This window comes from Paenibacillus ginsengarvi (assembly GCF_003626695.1).
Taxonomy (GTDB): domain Bacteria; phylum Bacillota; class Bacilli; order Paenibacillales; family NBRC-103111; genus Paenibacillus_AB; species Paenibacillus_AB ginsengarvi.
Genome location: NZ_RBAH01000032.1, coordinates 16,895 through 30,798, shown reverse-complemented (window position 1 = coordinate 30,798; position 13,904 = coordinate 16,895). Strand labels below are relative to the sequence as shown.

Here is a 13,904-nt window from a genome sequence, read left to right as displayed (position 1 = left end):
TTAACGGACGCCGCTCTCCGGAGCGGGCCCGCTGCCGCGCACGAATACATTTTCCGAAATGACCGCGACCAGCACCCCCATCAGCAGACCGTTGCTCAGCATCGGCCGAATCAGCGCCGGCAAGCTCAAAAATGCCTCGGCCGGCACGTTCATCAGGGAAACGCCTACGATGACGGGGCCCGCCAGACGCAGCACGGCTCCGTTCGTAAGTGTTATGCCCTGAGCCGCCCGCAGCGCCGAACCGAACAACGGCCAGTAGGCGACGAACAGCACGGCTTGGGCGACTGTCATCGGCATCGCCGACAGGTGAGCGCCAAGCGGAGGCACCAGCCCGACGACGATAAATAGCGCCGAGCCGAGGATAAACGGCGCCCGCTTCAGCAGTCCCGTCGTCTGCAAAAAGCCCAGCGTCGAGGTAAACGGAGCGTACGGCACGAGGCCGAATGCTCCGGCAATCGACGTGAAGCCGCCCGTCAGCATGAACGAACGCCGGTAGCTGCCCGGTTCGGGACGCCGGCCGTACAGCTCGTCGGCTCCGCGAATAGCGGCCAAGTTGTTGGAGGCATTAAGCAGTCCGGTGACCATCGCCGTCAAGAAGACGCCCCATTCCAGATGCGGCGTTCCCCACGGGAACAAGCCCAGCAGCGACGCTCCTCCCTCACCTGTGCCTGTATCGGTGGCTGCCGGTTCTGCAATCCAGAGCGAGTATACGATCCATCCGGCGGCAATCCCGATAAGCACGGCGTAATTGCGAACCGCCCCTTTGCCCGACTGCACGATAATCACAAGGATGGCAACGCACACGGACAAGACAAGCACGTCCGCACGTACCGGATGGCCGGGCACGTATCCGATCATACCTTTGAAGAAAATAAGCGTTAATTGCAGCGCCAGCAAAAACAAGTAAACGCACGTGACGACAGGACCGAACAGCCGTGCCAGCACGCCGCTGAAACCCGTCGCCCCGATTAAGAACGTAAGCAGGCCGGAGGCGATAATGCCTAGCGCGACGGCGCCGCCCATTCCGGTCAACGATAAGCCGAGCGAAGGCGCCGAGCCGGCAAGGCCCAGCAGCATTCCCCACCACATGCCGGAATGCCCTTCGAGCAGCGGATAGCGGTGACCAATAAGCGCTTGGAGCGAACAGGCCGCCCCGGTCAGCAGAAACGACCGTTGCATGGCGGCGGCGATCTCCTCCCCAGATAATCCGAAAGCGGCGCCGACCGATAAAGGCACGACCACGGTGTTGGCAAAAATGAAAAACAGCCATTGCAGGCTGCCAAGAAAGGTTTCAAGCTGCGAAGAACGTTTCATGGCAAAAAATTCCCTATCCTTTCCAGCGCAATCGGTCCGGGACCCTTTCGGCGCATGCCGAAACGTCCGGAAGTGGCTTCCGCAAGTCTACGACATTATGCAGCGATCATGCAAATTTGTCAAAGGCTTCGGGACTAATCCTGCCATTTGAAGCATGGCGATACATCCTGCCTCACGAACAAAAGACTGCCGCAAATCGGCAGTCCGGTGTTGCAGGGCAAGCTTCAACCGCTGTTACCGCTTCAGCATCGGGAACAGCTCCAGCCACTCTTCGTCGGTCGGCGTCGCCATGTTGTAAGGGGCAAGCTCGAACGCTTCCGCGTATTCGATAAGCCCCGAGCGTTCGCTTCCATACCATTTCTCCAAACAGTCGTTCATGATGTCCTTCTTGTAGAACGAGCGGGACCAATCGCGGAGAATGTAAGCGCGGCGCCCTTCCCACGTTTCGGGAACCTCGTGCTGCTTGCCCTTTTTTTCGTAAAATTGCGAAGCATGCGCATCGCAGCCGAGCAGCTTTTTCTCGAGCACCGGTCCGATATCGATCGCGATATCCGCTCTGTACCGATGCAGCATCGAGTAGTCTGGCATCAGCATATATACCGGGCTTTTGCCCGAAACCGGTACTTCCGGCGCAAACAATGGCACGTTCACAAAAGGAGCGGCATCGCGTACAACGTCTCCGGTATAGCGGTTGTCGGAATGGTGTCCTTTCTCGGGATGAAACGTAATCACGATATCGGCCTTCCAGCGGCGGATTTGGCGGACGACCTCCTTGCGCGTAGCGATATCGGGCAGCAGTTCGCCGTCCGGCGTGTCCAATACCTCGTATTCGGCTATCCCGAGACGTTTCGCCGCCTCCAGCCCTTCCCGCTTTCTCCGCTCCACCAGCTCTTGGCCGGACATTTCGTGATGGCCGCAGCAGCCGTTTGTCAAAGACAAAAATTTCACCTGATGACCGAGCTCGGCGAACAACGCCGTCGTGCCGCCCGCATAAATTTCCCCTTCGTCCGGATGTGCCTTAATGATGATAATTCGCAGCTGTTCCGTCAACCTAGACCTCTCCCCTCTTAAGCTAAACGTTTACGTGATTTGGTGGTAGCCGAAAAAAGAATCGAGCCCGATCGAAGCCGCGCCGACTGCGCCGCCGAACTCGTTCCAGTAGGAGGCTCGAACCGGCGTCGGCCCGCTGGGCGAAGCTTCGTAGTGATGGATTCGCTGTGTCAGCCGCTCCAAGTAGGGCTCGCAACGCGTCAGCCATCCGTTCAGGATAAGCTGCTCCGGGTTGATGAGCTGCAGCGCGGTGGCGCAATACTTGGCGATGTCCTCGGTCAAACGCTCGAGCATCGGACCGAATGGAGCTTCGCCCTTCAAGCCGAGCTCGACGAGTTTGCGGACCGCATCCTCGTCGGAGCAGCCGCCGAACAGGTCCGGATGTTTGCCTTTCAGCTCTTCGGCTAATCTACCGGTCGAATACGAGGCATAAGGACCCATACTGCCGGCTTGGCCGTTTGCCCCGCGATAGATCTGGTTATTGATTAGAAGTCCGGCGCCCACTCCGAAGTCGAACAACATATACACGATCGTCCTCATCCCCTTCGCCGAGCCGCTAAACCGTTCGGCAAAACCTTGCGCGTCCAGATCGTTGATCAGCCTGACCGGAAAACCGGCGGATTGCGAAGCAAGCTCGGCGAGGGGGAACTGTTTCAGTCCCAAATAGTTCGACTGCCGGACGATGCCGTTCTCCTCGTCAATAATGCCCGGCAAGCTGATGCCCATCCAACGGATGGAATCGCGTTCCACGCGCTGACGCGATACAAATTGTTCGATCAGCTGCGGCAAATGCGCCTTTAGCTCCTCTTCCCCAGCCAGGCGCTCCAGCCTGTCGCTGGCTACGATATGGCCGCGAACGTCCAACAAAACGCAGCGGGTCGCCATATTCGACAGATCAAAGCCGATGGAATAAGCGCAGTCCGGCCTGATGTCCAGCATCTTCATTTTCCGCCCCACTTTGCCGCCGACCGTTCCGATTTCATGCACGAAGCCGTCGCCGATCGATTCCTCGATCAGCATCGACACCGTCGATGGGCTTAGCCCGGTCAAACGAGCAAGCTCGACACGCGAAATCGGTCCTTGATCGTATAGCAAATGCAGCAGCAGCGCCTTGTTCCGTTCCTTCATCGCTTGCTGGGTTGCGTTTTTCCTCATCGGTTCTCCTGAAACTCTCGTTCGCGGCAAATTAATTGTTTCGACGAACGAATTAATAGAATCAAGCAGATCCTAACATAGTTAACACGCACCGGTCAATACTTCATCCCCAAACTCATCCCCAAAAAAGAAAACAACCGGAACCGCGCGGTTCCGGCGTTACACTCAAAAATCAAGCAACTCCTCGGTATTCCTGTACCTATGTAGTCCTAAAGAGCGTCACCGTCAGATGCGGTACTGATCGGGCCGCCAAGTCTTGATCGACCGCTTGATCGCATCCGGGCTAAGCTGCTCCTCCGCCGCCCGTCTGCAAAGCTCCGCGAGCTCTTCATCGGATGCAAACCGGAGGGCGACAAGCTGAAGCACGCCGAGACGCGAGTCGATCGGCTTGCCGGTTAGCATATAATGACGTAATTGCACTTCCGTCTGCAGCGCGCGATCCTGCGCCTTCAATGCATAGGTGCGGACGAATACAAGCAAGAAAACGAGCGCAACTCCTACCCCTACCAGCAAACAGGCCGCCAGCCGGCCTTCGCCGCTGCGAAAGGCAATAACCGCATTGACGATCGAGCCGATTAATACCGCCAGCGTGAGTATGGACAAACCGAAATGGTATGGCGGGTGAAGCCGCTTGTGGTTCCCGTAGTTTTGGACGTCCACCTTGTTCCCCTCCCCTTCTATCGCATGTGCCCAGTATAGCACACAATCCGCACAATGCCCGAAGCCGAACAAGAAAAAATGGCATGCCGATTCAACCTGTCGAATCCAGTACGACTGGTTGTATATTTTCATGTAAAGCTATGTATTGACAGCTAAAAACGATTGTAATATTCTTGAATTACTTAATATATTAAAAAAAGTTCAGCATACTGAACTATATGAAAGGGGGAAGCCGATACAACTCTGCTGCCTCATCCTGCTTCAAGCAAATGAAACAATCGGGGTCATGGTCTAACATCATTCTGCCGCATCAGAAACAAATCCATCATCACCCTCACCTGCATAGGTAGCTGCTCGTTTTTTGGAAGCGTTGTCAATTCATCAAGTTCAGAGAGGGGAAATTCGCATGTTCAAAAAATGGGTAAGCGTCACAGCCAGCGTTATGCTTGTATTCGTTACGGCCGCCTGCAGCGGCGGCAATTCGGAACCGAAAACGGCGGATAAGCCGGGAGATGCTTCCGCGCCCAAGAAAGACGATATCGCCGCCAAAATCGCGGAGGCGACCTCGAAGCCGGTTACGATCAACGTATTCGAAAACTCCAATGCCTACTCGCAAGAGCAATTTATGGATCTGTACGGCAGCAAAATCCAGAAAAAATATCCGAACATGTCGTTTAAGTTATATAACAACAACAAGGACAAAGGCGGCGGATCGATTCCCGAGCTGCTCGCGGCCGGTGTTTCGCTCGACCTGGTCAAAGTGAGCGGCGCCTCGTTTTATTCGCTTATGGCCGACAACAAGCTGGAGAGCAACGTCGCCGATCTGGTCAAATTGTACGGCTACGATATGAACAAACTGTACCCAGCCATCCGGGAGCAGATGGAAGGCTTCGGTAAAAACAAAGAAATATACGGCATTCCGAACGCTACCGTCTCGGTCGCCCTGTTCTATAACAAAGACTTGTTCGATAAGTTCGGCGTCGCCTATCCGAAGGACGGCATGACCTGGGACGACATTTACGACATCGCCAAAAAAATGACGAGACAGGACGGCGGGGTCCAGTATATGGGCTTCCAGGAAGGCTACGGCCACCTGTTCCCGGTCAACCAGCTGTCCCAGGGCTTTATCGATACGAAGACGAACAAGGCGACGCTGAACAACGACAACTGGAAAAAGATGATCGACAACCTGGCGCGCTTCCATACGATTCCGGGCAACGCCTTCGTCGACTACAACGATCCGTTCTGGAAGGAAGGCAAGGTCGCGATGGTCGCCGCACAAAGCGCAGGCTCTTGGGCTTTCGCGGATACGACGCCGATCAACTGGGACCTCGTCGAGCTTCCCCGCTTCAAGGATGCTCCCAAGGCAGGTGCGGGACTCCAATTGCCGTTTTATGCAATCGCCAGCACGAGCAAAAATCGCGATCAGGCGTTTTTGGCGGCGGCGTATATCGGCTCCGAGGAGTTCCAGAAAGAGTTCGCGAAGCAGGGTTATGTGCCGCCGATCAAAATCGACGGCTTGATGGATGTATTCGGCAAGGGCATTCCGAAACTCGCGGGCAAAAACCTGAAAGCCGCGGTGCCGCTTGAATCGGCTGCCTCGCCGTATCCGTTCAACTCTTACATGAGCCTTGTTCCAAGCTTCCTGTATACGGCCTACACGGATGTCGTAACCGGCAAAAAAGATACGAACACCGCTCTCCGCGATGCGGAAGAAGCGGCGAACAAAAAAGTCGAGGAAGCGTTAGCCGCCAAAAAATAAGCAAACCTAAAAGCTCCCGCCCGGACCGGATTCGGTGTCCAAGGCGGGAGCTTTGTCTAGGAGCGGCAAAAATGTCCCTTCGCGATTGTTTCGGCTTTTGCAGCATTTAGGTACCAAGTATTTTTTTCCCGCGCGGCTGCATTCCTCCGGAATCCGGCTCCAGCGTAATGCCGATCGTATCGAACTCCCGGTCGTCCTCGTCGATGACATACGTCAAAACGCCGTTTCCTTCCGAATCGACGCGAAACGTCCCGCAGTTGTGGCGGTCTCCGCTTTTCACGAGCCACACCTGGTACACCTGATTGCCTTGCAGCTTCGGCAGACCGCTCGTTTGCAGCACAAGCTCCATGCTCTCCCCTTTCTTCATGATCCAGGCACTGCCCGCTGCGGCCGGCACCCCCGGGTCGAACGACTTCAGGCTGTACTGCCCGACGAGCTGGGTAGGGGTATGCAGCTGTGTATGGCCGGTCGCCTTATCCAGCCGCCGCGAAACTTCGGTCCAGCCCGCAAAGCCGATCAGCACCACGATAACGGCGGCCGCCGCATAACGCCACACTGCGCTTTTTTTACGTTTTGCTTCCGTTTTTACAAGAACAGGCCTTGGTTCCATATCGCGCTCGGCAGGCTTCGAAACGGCATCGGCAGCCGGATATTTCTGCAAAATCGCTCCCAGCACCTCGGACTTCAACTGCTCCGGCGGCTCCAGCTCCTCCATCTTGTACGGTAGCGTCTCCCAAGCCATCTTCAGCTGCTTCAGCTCCTCTTGACAGGCCGCGCAGCCGGCAAGGTGGGTCTCGAAAGCCCGCTCCTCCGCCTCCGGCAGCTCGCGCAGAAAATACGAAAACAACGCTGCGCAATGTTCGCTAAACCGATTCATTCGATCCCCTCCCCTCCGGCCGGCGCCAAATGCTTCCGCAATATTTTCAAAGTCTGGTGCAGCCTGCTTTTGACAGTGCCCAGCGGCTCGCGGTAACGTTCCGCTATTTCGCTGAGCGTATAGCCTTCCCAATAAAAGTCCTGGATTAACCGGACCTGGCTTTCCGACAAATGCCGATAAGCCTCCTCGATATGCCGCTTCATCCAGTTGCGCGTCGCAATTTCCTCGGGATGGCGCTTCGGATCGTCCGGTACGAGCTCCCAGACGTGCGGCTCCAGCGGCATGACCGCCTCATGCTTTTTTAGCTTGCGCAGCTGATCGATCGCTATGTTTCTAGTTATCGTAAGCAGCCAATTGACGAACAAGCCTCTTCGGGAGTCATATCCGACCTCGGTCGTCCATAGCCGCGTAAAGACAAGCTGAACGATTTCATTCGCAAACTGGCCGTCGCTGTTCGTTTTCATCGCGAACGAATATACAAGCTTCGCATAGCGATCGTACATTTCCTCGAGCGCTTCGCTTTGTTTCGCCATAACCATATGCATCAATTGTTCATCGGTATACTGCCGCACTATAGAGACACTCCCCGCGTCGATCGACTCAAAGCGCTAGTCCGGTACATATTGTGATCTTCTTACAATCCGACCGGATTTGCAAGATGCGATATACGCAAATCGCTCCATAGAGCGGATATTCATCAAACGAAACATCCGGCTTTCCCGGAAAGCTTCTCCAGAAAAACCGGATATCGGATCGGATAACGCTACTACTTGACGATGATTTTGCCTTTCATAAAGGCTTTATGCGGCGCGCAATAGTACGTATATTCTCCCGGCTTGTCGAACGTCAGCGTATAGGACTCGCCCTGGCCGAACAACGGCGTTTGGAACAGCGGCTTACCGTCTACCAGACTATCGGATACCACGTTATGCTGCATATTGTCCTTATTCGTAAACGTGATGCTCGATCCCGCCTCGATCGTAATTTCCGGCTGGGTAAACTCGAAGTTGAAAATATCCATCGCATAAGCTTTGCCTGCCGGCGCCTGCGCACTGGGCTGTTCGGCTTCGGCTTGCTTATCGGACGCCGAAGGAGGGATAACGTACCAAACGTTGTTGACGCCTTGACCGAGCACGTCGCCCGCCTTCGCGTCTTTGACGAAATAGTAAAGCGGCATTCCTTTGTACGTCGTTTGCTTCGTGCCGTCGTCGCGCACGATCGTGCCGAAGTCTTGGACCTTCAGTTCGCCGCTCGCCGCCATATGATCGGAATAAAAGATGGGCCAGTTCGTTTCGCATGTTCCGTAGCAGGCGCTTTTGCCATCCGTATCCTTCGTAAATAAATAAAGCGTGTTTCCGGCCGCATCGGCCAAGTAGCTCCCGATACCGTCCTGGGAAGCGACCTTGACGGACGGGAAACTCACGACAAACCACGCGTCGTTGACACCTTGGCCCTTCACATCGCCCGCTTTCTCGTCCTTGATGAACGTGTAAAGCGGCATCCCTTTGTATGTTGTTTGCTTCTTGCCATCCTCACGCACGATCGTACCGAAGTCGGCCGCATTCATAAGGGACGATACCTGGATTTGATCCGCATAATAAACCGGCCAATTCACGGCGCATTGATCTTTGCAGGCGCTCGCGTCTTTCGGATCCTTTGTAAAATAATAAAGCGTTTTGCCGTTCTCGTCGGCGAGATAGGAGCCCAGCGCGGCGTCGTTAACCACTCCGATTCGGGCGTATTTGACAAGCGCGGCTTTGTCCGCCTGGATCACCTTCGCTTCCACGAGCGATTCCGCAAGTGTCTTGCTGCCGCTCTTCAGCTTCGCCTTCAGCGCTTCTACGGTCGCCGTCGCGATATGACCGTTACGCAGGGCGCCCGCCTCTGCGATTCCGCTCAAGCCTTTGCTCTTCGCGAAAGCAATTGCGCCCTCATATGTAAAGTCGGCATCTTGTTTATAGCCTAACGCTTCCAGCAGCACTTTGTAATACTGCTGATCGGTGACGCCCGACAAAGGATCGAATCTGCCTTCTCCCGTGCCCGTCCAGCCCAGAGCCGGGTTCGCCTTCAAATACGACATAATCGTCTTATTGCTATCCCCGACGCTGCCGGCGTCGGCAAAGTTGTCCGAGCCTTTGTAAGCAAGAGCCGTCTGCTCAAGCCCCTTCAAACGCAAAAACAAGGTCGCCGCCTGAATGCGGGTCGTCGCTTTCGCCAAATATCCCGCCGTCACGCCGCCGCCATCCCCTTGCAGCACGCCCAGCTCGGCCGCCACCTGGGCATCGGTTTTTACACTGGGAGCAGCGGACGTCTCCGCGGCGGCGGTCACGGGCATGGCTGCAGCGAGCAGCAGCCATCCGGTAAGCAGCGAAGCGGTCAGCTTGTTTCGTTTGTTCATCTTCATGATTCCTCCTCTTATTATCGTTTCACACTGTTTACGTCAAATCGTTTCTCGCGGTTTGATCGATTCCCCCAAAAAGCGAAAGATTCGCTCCCTATTTCGCAAACGGCTATTAGGCGAAAAGGGCGCCCGAAGGCGCCCTTTCGCAAACAGTATGATCATTGCTTTTTTTGCATCATTATTTTCACGCTTGTTATTTCCGGGCTACCGTCCCGTTCGCAAGCACCTCGGCGAAATTATCAGGCGCCGATTGGCGGTTTTGGATCCGGTCGATTTGCGCATTCGTCAAGCGCCCCCGCGAAATAATGAAGGAAGAAGCGCGGTCATTGAAGTTATTCAGAAACGCCACCTCGGTCGATCCCCGGAATACCCGGCGTTCCCCCTGATAGTTAACATTTTCGAACAAAACGAGTGTACTAGTCGACCGACCGGTGAAATCGAAGCTGGACAACACATCGTTGAAATTGAACACAACCAGGCTCCGAACTCCCAGGTTGCCGCGGAATCGAAGACGTCTGCCTTGGAAATTGGCGTCGCTCCACAAGGATAACCGGGGAAGAACTTGGGCGACCTTTACTTTCCGGGTAGCAGGTTTGCGAACTGCGGCTTTCCGAACATATGCTTTTCTCGCCTTTATAGTTTTGTTCATGTCATCACCTCCTCGCGGATAGTATACGCTGCGAGTTCGGCGAGGCTTGTGCAATTGCTAGGGAAAAAGAGTGGAATCTTCGAAGATAGCAAACTAACTTAATACGAAAAAAAGAAGCGCGCAAAAAAAACCGCGCTTCCTTAAGATAAACGGCTGCGGAACAAGCCGCAGCCGTTTCCGTTTGCCGTCCCAAAGGACAAGCCGAGCTTACCGATTAAACCCCCAAGCCAGATGTGTGCCGGGTCCGGTTCAAGTTATCCTTCAACATATAAAGGCACAGCGCCGCCGACACCGCAACGACTAAGCATACCGTCCACGGCAAGCCCGGCATGTCCCATGCGCCGCCAAGATCGTACAGCCAGCCGCCCGCGCTTGTGCTAAGCGCCCCGCCGACGGCCAGCGAGTAACCGTTAAACCCGTAGTAGGAAGCAATCTGCCTCGGAGGCGCGAACATCGGCACCACGTCCATCAGCAGCGGGCCGGCGATCATCGTGCCGAACGCGAACACGATCGAGCCCGCGAGCAGCAGCGCGAGATTGTAGGCGAAGGCGAGTTCGAACAGGCCGACTCCCATGACGAGCGTGCCGAGGCCGATCAGCATGAAGCGGTTTTCATACTTTTGCAGCTTCGCGGTAATCGGCAGCTGAAACAAAATAACCGAAACCGAAATGGCGCCGTACACGTAAGCGACCCCGATCCGGCTTCCGGTCACTGCTTCCGCAAGCTGCGGCAGCGTCAGGAACAGCTGCATGAACAAATAATAGTAACCGATGAGAATACACGTGTAAATGACGAAAGGCTTGTCCTTAAAAATCGCCAGCATATCTCCCAGCACGCTGTTCGAGGAAAGCTCCACTTCGAGCCGCGGCAGCTTCCAGGCGATCATGGCCGCGATGACGAAATAAATGCCGCCCGAAAGCAGCGACAAATAAAAAAAGTCGACCGAGCTGAGGATGCTGCCGACAATCGTAGAGGACACCATGCCCAGATTGGAGACGATATTTTTAAACGAAAACAGAATCTTTCGGTGCTCCTCCGGCGTCATTCTGGCGAAGGCCGCCTGGTACGACGGTTCGAACAGCGCCCCACCCACCCCGGATACGACTGCCGCGGCGAAAAACTGCCAGATGCTGCCGCAAAAAGCAAACGACGAAAAGCCGATCGCCCGCACCATAACGCCGAAAACGAGCGTCTGCTTGCAGCCGAGCCGGTCCGCGACAATGCCGCCGATAAAGGTGAAGCCTTGCTGCGAAAACTGGCGTACGCCGAGCAAAATGCCGGTTAGCGCCATCGACCACAAAAACTGACCGGTCAGATGTAAGGTCAAGTACGGAATCAGCGCGTAAAAGCCCAGATTCATCAAAAACGAGCAAACATACATTACTTTAATGCCGCTTGGGGCCACCTGCCACGCCCTTAATGCCACCGTCCGTCACCTTCCTCGTTGTCCAGCCCCTGCCCGCCCGGATAAAAGCTTGAAAACGGCAATACCGGAACGTGATTACCGTTCCGTACTGCCGCTTCCGCAAATGTACCGGCGAAGCTTGGTCGCCTCTATATGCACGTTCCCTCTTTACTATCATTCATTTTACCAAAAAAACGGGGAACGGAACATCCATAGTTTTGACCGGAGGGCTGCAAGACGCTTTCCGACTCGCGGGTTGTTCCCAAATCACCGATATCCGGTCGCATCAGCCGGCTTGCCCGCTTCCTGAACCTCGGTAATGTAACGCCAAGAGTCCGGCTGCGAGCCGTCCAGGTCGCGGAACCCGTAAACCCGGGCGAGCTGCCCGCTCGATAACGATAAACCGTTCCACCGCTCAGCTTCGGGATCGGAGGCAAGTGCGGCAACAGCGCGGCCGACAAAACGCGGCGTCTCCGAGATGACGAAATGCGGCTCCTTCGTTGTAGCATCGCGCCAATTGTCCTCCTTGACGCCGAAATGGTCCAGCATAATTTCCGAACGCATCCAGCCGGGCGTCAAGGCGACCGCAGTACACGAATAAGGCTTCAACTCGTGAGCGAGCGACCGGGCCATTTGAATGGCCGACATTTTCGCCAAATCGTAAAACAGCGACATCCGGTAACGCTCGGTGTTGTATTCGGCCGTGCCGTCCGTCATCTCGACGACGAGTCCGTGCGGACTGCGGATTAATAGCGGGAGCGCATAATGGCTCGTCATAATATGCGTATCCACGGCCAGCCGGAGCATGCGGAACCCTTTGTCCAGGGAATGCTCCCATACGGGCACGTTCCATTCGGTTAAATATTCGGAGCCCCATATATCGTTGACGAGGATGTCCAGCCGCCCCTGCTCGCTTGTTATTCGCTCCACCAGCGCTTGAACCTGGCTGCGTTCCAGATGATCCGTTTGCACGGCAATTCCGTTGCCTCCCGCTTCGGTTACGAGCTCGGCCGTCTCCTCGATCGTTTCGGGACGTCCGTATTCGGATCTCTGCGCCCGCGTCGTTCGTCCGGTCACATAAACCGTCGCTCCCGCCGCTCCCAGCTCGACCGCGATGCCTCTTCCCGCCCCGCGGGTCGCTCCGGCCACCAAGGCTACTTTACCGCTCAAAGGTTTCTTCATCATCTATTCCTCCTGTTCTAATCACCACCCAGTTTACCCGATTAACATGTCAACTAATGTCATATTGATGGCGTGCAACAAAAAAAACGGCAGCCCGGAACCCAAGTCCCAGACTGCCGCGCCTTATTTACTTATAAGTGCAACAACTTACGAATACGGCACCCACTTAACGCCGCCCTGCGAGCTTTCCAAACATTTGTCGATGAACCGGACGCCGTCGATCCCGTCGTCGATACGAGGGTAATCGGCCGCCGCTCCGCTGCCGCTGCCGTCCAGTATTCCGCTTAGTTCAGCGCCGAACGCAGCATAAATGTTGGCAAACGCCTCATACAGCCCTTCCGGGTGTCCGCCCGGCAGCCGATTGAAAGCCGCCGCCGCCGGAAACATCGGATCTCTCCCCCGGGCGAGCAGCTGCAGCGGCTTGCCGGATAGCGCCAGCTGAAGCTCCTCATAGCGATCGTGCTGCCATTCGAGCGAGCCCTTCGTGCCGAACAATCGTATTTTCAAGCCGTTTCGGCTCCCGGCTGCCACCTGCGAGCACCAGTACATGCCGGTCGCGCCGCTCGTATACTTCACCATCATGTTGGCGTTGTTGTCCAGCTCCATCAGCGGCCCGTGCGACAGCATATCGGCGCAAAGCGAATCGATCCGGAGTCCGGTTATGTACGAAACGGTATGCGCGATATGAACCCCGATATCGGCGACGCAGCACGATTTGCCCTGGCTCGGGTCCATCCGCCACGACAGCTTGCTCGCGTGCAGCACCCACTCCTGCGGATACTCGGCCATCACCGTAATGATGTCGCCGATTTCCCCGCGCTGAACCATCTCCCTCGCCTGCTTCACCATCGGATAACCGGAATACGTATAGGTTACGCAGAACAGCAGCCCGTTTTGCTCCGCGATCCGCTTCAGCTCCTCCGCTTCCGCAAGCTCAACCGTCAAAGGCTTGTCGCAAACTACGTGAAAGCCGTGTTCCAGAAACGTCTTCGCGATGTCGTAATGCGAGTTGTTCGGCGTCACGATCGAGACGTAATCGATACGATCTTCCCGGGCCGCTTCCTTCTCCGCCATTTCCCGGTATGTCGCATATACCCGATCCGAATCGATGCCCCACTTCCTGGCGGTTATTTCCGATTTGGCCGCATCCCGCGAGAAGCAGCCCGCCACCAGCGCGCTTTTGCGGTCAAACGTCGCTCCTCTGGCGTGAATGTCTCCGATGAGAGCGCCTTCTCCTCCGCCTACCATGCCGAACCTTAGAACACGATTCATATCCGTTCCCCTCTCGATTATGGTTGCACGAGACGCGCAAGATTGTCTTTCGATCAGTTCCGTGGAGATGAGCAATTGTCTAGGGTGTATTGTCGATTTCTCCCCTGTTGCCAAGAAGCTGCTAATCTAAGAACGCAATAGGATAGCGCATACTTGTAGCATACAAAAAAAGAGGAA

At 55.6% G+C, this 13,904-nt stretch carries 12 protein-coding genes; 1 reads left to right on the top strand and 11 read right to left on the bottom strand.

What is annotated here, in order from left to right:
* The 4 genes from D7M11_RS30675 to D7M11_RS30660 form a co-directional block, all read right to left on the bottom strand.
* A complete protein-coding gene (locus D7M11_RS30675) occupies positions 1 to 1,314 on the bottom strand; it encodes a uracil/xanthine transporter (RefSeq protein WP_120751097.1) in 1,314 nt (437 codons plus the stop codon).
* 234 nt (positions 1,315 to 1,548) lie between these two features.
* Positions 1,549 to 2,364 carry a PIG-L deacetylase family protein gene (locus tag D7M11_RS30670; RefSeq protein ID WP_120751096.1) on the bottom strand — a complete coding sequence of 272 codons (816 nt, stop codon included), beginning with the start codon at positions 2,362 to 2,364 and terminating at the stop codon, positions 1,549 to 1,551.
* A gap of 30 nt (positions 2,365 to 2,394) precedes the next feature.
* Complete coding sequence (locus D7M11_RS30665) at positions 2,395 to 3,519, bottom strand: ROK family transcriptional regulator (protein ID WP_120751095.1); 1,125 nt, start codon at positions 3,517 to 3,519, stop codon at positions 2,395 to 2,397.
* Between the two features lie 225 nt (positions 3,520 to 3,744).
* Positions 3,745 to 4,179, bottom strand: a complete 435-nt coding sequence (locus D7M11_RS30660; protein ID WP_120751094.1) for a DUF6526 family protein — start codon at positions 4,177 to 4,179, stop codon at positions 3,745 to 3,747.
* A 406-nt stretch (positions 4,180 to 4,585) separates the two neighbouring features.
* Between D7M11_RS30660 and D7M11_RS30655 the strand changes: the two genes are divergently transcribed.
* On the top strand, positions 4,586 to 5,941 hold the full coding sequence (locus D7M11_RS30655) for an ABC transporter substrate-binding protein (RefSeq protein ID WP_120751093.1): 1,356 nt from the start codon (positions 4,586 to 4,588) through the stop codon (positions 5,939 to 5,941).
* A 106-nt stretch (positions 5,942 to 6,047) separates the two neighbouring features.
* On the opposite strand, the gene D7M11_RS30650 is transcribed toward D7M11_RS30655, so the two are convergent.
* The 7 genes from D7M11_RS30650 to D7M11_RS30620 form a co-directional block, all read right to left on the bottom strand.
* Positions 6,048 to 6,818 carry an anti-sigma factor gene (locus D7M11_RS30650; protein ID WP_120751140.1) on the bottom strand — a complete coding sequence of 257 codons (771 nt, stop codon included), beginning with the start codon at positions 6,816 to 6,818 and terminating at the stop codon, positions 6,048 to 6,050.
* On the bottom strand, positions 6,815 to 7,390 hold the full coding sequence (locus tag D7M11_RS30645) for a sigma-70 family RNA polymerase sigma factor (protein WP_120751092.1): 576 nt from the start codon (positions 7,388 to 7,390) through the stop codon (positions 6,815 to 6,817). The genes D7M11_RS30650 and D7M11_RS30645 overlap by 4 nt, the downstream gene beginning before the upstream one ends.
* A 194-nt stretch (positions 7,391 to 7,584) precedes the next feature.
* The gene (locus D7M11_RS30640) at positions 7,585 to 9,216 is read right to left on the bottom strand and encodes a plastocyanin/azurin family copper-binding protein (RefSeq protein WP_158606926.1); all 1,632 of its coding nucleotides are present in this window, start codon (positions 9,214 to 9,216) and stop codon (positions 7,585 to 7,587) included.
* A 196-nt stretch (positions 9,217 to 9,412) separates the two neighbouring features.
* Positions 9,413 to 9,868: a peptidase inhibitor family I36 protein gene (locus D7M11_RS36995; protein ID WP_193556325.1), complete on the bottom strand. Its 456-nt coding sequence runs from the start codon at positions 9,866 to 9,868 to the stop codon at positions 9,413 to 9,415.
* Between the two features lie 214 nt (positions 9,869 to 10,082).
* Positions 10,083 to 11,294: an MDR family MFS transporter gene (locus D7M11_RS30630; protein WP_240041379.1), complete on the bottom strand. Its 1,212-nt coding sequence runs from the start codon at positions 11,292 to 11,294 to the stop codon at positions 10,083 to 10,085.
* Between the two features lie 246 nt (positions 11,295 to 11,540).
* Positions 11,541 to 12,458 carry an SDR family oxidoreductase gene (locus D7M11_RS30625; RefSeq protein ID WP_205127136.1) on the bottom strand — a complete coding sequence of 306 codons (918 nt, stop codon included), beginning with the start codon at positions 12,456 to 12,458 and terminating at the stop codon, positions 11,541 to 11,543.
* A 144-nt stretch (positions 12,459 to 12,602) separates the two neighbouring features.
* The gene (locus D7M11_RS30620; protein WP_120751088.1) at positions 12,603 to 13,727 is read right to left on the bottom strand and encodes a Gfo/Idh/MocA family protein; all 1,125 of its coding nucleotides are present in this window, start codon (positions 13,725 to 13,727) and stop codon (positions 12,603 to 12,605) included.
* Positions 13,728 to 13,904: the final 177 nt, after the last annotated feature.

Coding starts and splice junctions, on each gene's coding strand:
- D7M11_RS30675 (WP_120751097.1), bottom strand. CDS start 1,314: ATGAAACGTTCTTCGCAGCTTGAAACCTTTCTTGGCAGCCTGCAATGG.
- D7M11_RS30665 (WP_120751095.1), bottom strand. CDS start 3,519: ATGAGGAAAAACGCAACCCAGCAAGCGATGAAGGAACGGAACAAGGCG.
- D7M11_RS30655 (WP_120751093.1), top strand. CDS start 4,586: ATGTTCAAAAAATGGGTAAGCGTCACAGCCAGCGTTATGCTTGTATTC.
- D7M11_RS30650 (WP_120751140.1), bottom strand. CDS start 6,818: ATGAATCGGTTTAGCGAACATTGCGCAGCGTTGTTTTCGTATTTTCTG.
- D7M11_RS30640 (WP_158606926.1), bottom strand. CDS start 9,216: ATGAACAAACGAAACAAGCTGACCGCTTCGCTGCTTACCGGATGGCTG.
- D7M11_RS36995 (WP_193556325.1), bottom strand. CDS start 9,868: ATGAACAAAACTATAAAGGCGAGAAAAGCATATGTTCGGAAAGCCGCA.
- D7M11_RS30625 (WP_205127136.1), bottom strand. CDS start 12,458: ATGATGAAGAAACCTTTGAGCGGTAAAGTAGCCTTGGTGGCCGGAGCG.
- D7M11_RS30620 (WP_120751088.1), bottom strand. CDS start 13,727: ATGAATCGTGTTCTAAGGTTCGGCATGGTAGGCGGAGGAGAAGGCGCT.